At 74.7% G+C, this 3,998-nt stretch carries 4 protein-coding genes and 2 tRNA genes; all 6 read right to left on the bottom strand.

Annotated elements, in window-relative coordinates; translation table 11 throughout:
• Positions 1–48 precede the first annotated feature (48 nt).
• Complete coding sequence (rpmG, locus tag HMPREF3099_RS07485; protein ID WP_015780047.1) at positions 49–219, bottom strand: 50S ribosomal protein L33; 171 nt, start codon at positions 217–219, stop codon at positions 49–51.
• A gap of 84 nt (positions 220–303) precedes the next feature.
• A tRNA-Met gene (locus HMPREF3099_RS07480) sits at positions 304–377 on the bottom strand.
• Positions 378–415: 38 nt separating this feature from the next.
• A tRNA-Thr gene (locus tag HMPREF3099_RS07475) sits at positions 416–488 on the bottom strand.
• 106 nt (positions 489–594) lie between these two features.
• Positions 595–1,581, bottom strand: coding sequence for a MaoC family dehydratase (locus HMPREF3099_RS07470; protein WP_083323606.1), 987 nt, complete (start codon positions 1,579–1,581; stop codon positions 595–597).
• Between the two features lie 13 nt (positions 1,582–1,594).
• On the bottom strand, positions 1,595–3,121 hold the full coding sequence (locus tag HMPREF3099_RS07465; protein ID WP_083323605.1) for a 3-oxoacyl-ACP reductase: 1,527 nt from the start codon (positions 3,119–3,121) through the stop codon (positions 1,595–1,597).
• Positions 3,121–3,998: acetyl-CoA C-acyltransferase (locus HMPREF3099_RS07460; protein WP_070705404.1), on the bottom strand; the 878-nt coding region annotated here is incomplete at its 5' end. The genes HMPREF3099_RS07465 and HMPREF3099_RS07460, both read right to left, overlap by 1 nt.

Here is a 3,998-nt window from a genome sequence, read left to right as displayed (position 1 = left end):
GGGCCGCCCCGTGCGGGGCGGCCCTCCTCGTGGTCTGGTGTGCGGACCTCAGCGGGTCTCGCGGTGCGCGGTGTGGGACTGGCAGCGCGCGCAGAACTTCTTCAGCTCAAGACGGTCGGGGTTGTTCCGACGGTTCTTCTTGGTGATGTAGTTGCGCTCCTTGCAGTCCGTGCACGCCAGAGTGATCTTCGGGCGGACGTCAGCGCTCTTGCTGGCCATGGGGCAACCTGCTCTCGGACGGATTGTTCGTGGTGCGCCCCGATGGGGCACGGCGGCGGGTCCACTGGGTGGACCGTCTGCCAGTAGCGGGGAGGGGGCTCGATCCCCTGACCTCACGATTATGAGTCGTGCGCTCTAACCAGCTGAGCTACCCCGCCTCGGCGGGTGGGCCGACCCGAAGGCCGGCCACCACCAGAGCCCCCAAGCGGAATCGAACCGCTGACCTTCTCCTTACCATGGAGACGCTCTACCGACTGAGCTATAGGGGCGTCGCGGCCGTGACCGCTCGGAGAACAATACACACAGCTTCTGGAATGTGCAAAAACGGCGCGGTGGCGCGGATTCCCGGCCTCGGTGGAACCCGCGCCACCTGCCTCAGAGGGCCCTCAGCGTCCCCGTCATGTGCACGACCGAGGGGTCCGTGGCCCGGACGGCGACCTGCTGCACACCCCGGCGGCCCGACGGGTCGGCGCCGCCACCCGCCCGGCCCGTGGCCAGGACCACGGTGGACGGCAGGTGGAGCGGCTTGGCGAAGGCCACGTCGTAGGCGTACGCGTCCGGGACGTGCGGCTCCAGGGCGGCCAACGACCGCGCGGCGGTGTACATGCCGTGGGCGATGGCGCGCTTGAACCCGAAGGCCCGGGCCGTCAGGGCCGAGAGGTGGATGGGGTTGGCGTCGCCCGCCACCGCGGCGTAGCGCCGGCCGGTGTCGGCCGCCAGACGCCACCGGGCACGCTCCGGCAGGGCCGCGGCGTCCACGGCGGACGCGGGACCGGCAGCCTCAGCGGGGTCGCGGGAACCACCGGAGGGCGCGCCCTCCGTGGCACCGGTGACCTCCACGCCACGGGCCAGGTACTCGCTCCAGCCCTCCCAGACCCGTTGACCGTCCACCTCGGCCGTGGCCGCCAGCGTCACCAGGGCGCCCTTGGGGTGGGGCACGAGGCGGTCTGCCCAGAGCGTCACGGCCGGCACCGCATCGGGCGCCACCGGGGCGTGGACACGCCACCGGTTGGCCAGGTGCACCAGGCCGAGCACCTTCAGCGGGAAGTCCGGGGCGGTCATGAGCTGCATCTGCAGGCCGAAGGTGCGCACGTGGAGCCAGGTGGCCGACACCGGCGCGCCGTAGCGGAAGCCACAGAGGCGGGAGTAGGCGGCGAGCTCCCCGGGGGTCCACCCGGCCTCGGCCACCACGAGGCGGCGGGAGGGCAGGTCGTCCGCGCAGACGGTGGAGCGTCCGCGGGCCCGCACGGCGCGCCCGAAGAGCGACACGGGGCTGGGCACCGCGTCGAGGAGCTCGACGTCGACGTCCGGGACCGCCTGCTCGCCGACGGCCGGGGGCGACGAGGGGGTCGGCAGGTTCATGCGCGTGGCCACCTCATGCCCCCAGCTGGCTCTGGCCGCAGACGCGCAGCACCTGGCCGGTGACGCCGCCGTTGGCGGGACGGGCGAGGAAGGCGATGGCCTCGGCGACGTCCACCGGCAGCCCGCCCTGCGCCATCGCGTTGATGCGGCGCCCCACCTCGCGGGTGAGGGCCGGCATGCGGCCGGTCATCTCGGTCTCGATGAAGCCCGGTGCCACGGCGTTGACCGTGATGCCGCGCCCGGCCAGCTGCGGGGCGAGCGAACGCACCGCGCCGATGACGCCGGCCTTGGAGGCCGCGTAGTTGGACTGGCCGCGGTTGCCGCCGATGCCGGAGGTGGAGGCCACCCCCACGACGGAACTGCCCTCGCCGAGGCCGCCCGGGACGCCGGAGAGCAGCACCTCGTTGATGCGCAGCTGGGCCACGAGGTTCACCTCGAGCACCGAGCGCCACCGGTCGGCATCGGTGTTGACGAGCAGCTTGTCGCGGGTGATGCCGGCGTTGTGGACCACCGCGTGCAGCTGCTCGGCGCCCGTGGCGGCCACGGCGGCGGCGATGCGCTGCCCGGCGTCCGGCGTGGTGATGTCGAGCTGCAGGGCCACGCCCCCGACCTCGTTGGCCACGGCGGCCAGGGACTCGCCCGCCTGCGGCACGTCCACGGCGACGACCCGTGCGCCGTCGCGGGCGAAGGTGCGGGCGATGTCGGCCCCGATGCCGCGGGCTGCCCCGGTGACCACCACGGTGGTGCCGGCGAACGCGCACTCCTGGGCCTCGACGGGGTGGAGCCAGCCGAGGGACTCCTCGGCCCGGCTGCGGTCGGCCTCGCGGACGCGCAGCGGCTGGCCGGACACGTAGGCGGAGCGGGCCGAGAGCAGGAAGGTGAGCGGCTCCACGAGCTCGGGCGCGACGGCGGCCCCGGTGGCGGCGACCTCGCGGTCCCGGCCCACGGCGGGGTCGAGCCAGAGCAGGTTGGCCGTGGCCCCGCGGCGCAGCTCCTTGCCGATGGAGCGCACCACGCCCTCGAGCGCCTGCGCGGCGGCCACCTGCTCGGTGGGGGCGCCAGCGGCCACGAGGACCTCCGGGGTGGTGCCGAGCACGACCACCCGGCCGCTGGGGGCCAGCCGCCTGAGCGTGGCCCGGGCGGCCCGGCGCAGCAGGTCGAGATCCGCCAGCGTGGTGGCGGCGGTCATGTCCACCACGAGGGCGGAGGCGGCGAGGTCACCGGCCTCGTCCGGGGTCAGCGGCAGCTCCGGGCGCTCCGACGCGATGCCGTGGCCCACGAGGAGCGCCTCGACCTGGCCGAGGACCGGGGCGGCCCCGGCACCGGCGAGCGCGACGGGGCCCTCCAGCATCGGCTGACCGGGGGTGTAGCGGCGCAGCGGGACCGGCCGGGGCAGGCCGAGCGAGCCGGCCAGGCGGGCGCCCAGCGGGGTGTTCACGAAGCCGAGCCAGCCGTCCTGCGACCGCGTGCTCGCCGCGGGGCGCTTCTCGCCAGTGGTCGGGGCGGCCTGGTCAGTGGGGTTCGGGGTGGGGTGGTTCATCACACGGCCTCCAGGATCGCGACGACGCCCTGCCCGCCGGCAGCGCAGATGGAGATGAGGCCCCGGCCGCTGCCCTTCCGGTGCAGCAGCGAGGCGAGGGTTCCGACGATGCGCCCACCGGTGGCGGCGAACGGGTGACCGGCGGCCAGCGAGGAACCCTTGACGTTGAGGCGCTCGCGGTCGACGGGGCCGAGCGCACCCCGCAGCCCCAGACGGGTGCGGCAGAACTCCTCGTCCTCCCAGGCCTTCAGCGTGACCTCCACGGTGGAGGCGAATGCCTCGTGGATCTCGTAGAAGTCGAAGTCCTGCAGCGAGAGGCCGTGGCGCTCCAGCAGGCGGGGCACGGCGAAGACCGGTGCGGTGAGCAGGCCCTCCCCGGCGTGGACGTGGTCCACCGCGGCCACCTCGGCGTCGACGAAACGCGCCAGCGGGGTGAGGTGGTGCGCGGCCGCCCACTCCGGCGAGGAGAGCAGCACCGCCGACGCGCCGTCGGTGAGCGGGGTGGAGTTGCCGGCGGTGAGGGTGCCCGGCTGGCCGGCCCAGCCGTCCTTGCCGAAGACGACCTTGAGGCCGGCGAGCTTCTCCTCGGAGGTGTCGGGACGGAGGAACTCGTCCCGGGTCAGGCCGAGGAAGGGGGTGACGAGGTCGTCGAAGAAGCCCTCGTCCCAGGCGGCCGCCAGGCGGTGGTGGCTGCGGGCGGCCAGCGCGTCCTGGGCCTCGCGGGAGATCCTCCACTCGGCAGCCGTGCGGGCCATGTGCTCCCCCATCGACAGACCGGTGCGGGGCTCGGCGTTCTGCGGGGCCTCGGGCGCGAGGTCACCGGGGCGGATGCGGGCGAGGGCCCGGAGGCGGGCCGGGGCGGACCTGGCGCGCGAGG

It is taken from the genome of Kytococcus sp. HMSC28H12 (genome assembly GCF_001816045.1).
Taxonomy (GTDB): domain Bacteria; phylum Actinomycetota; class Actinomycetes; order Actinomycetales; family Dermatophilaceae; genus Kytococcus; species Kytococcus schroeteri.
This window is presented reverse-complemented; position numbering and strand designations above follow the sequence as displayed.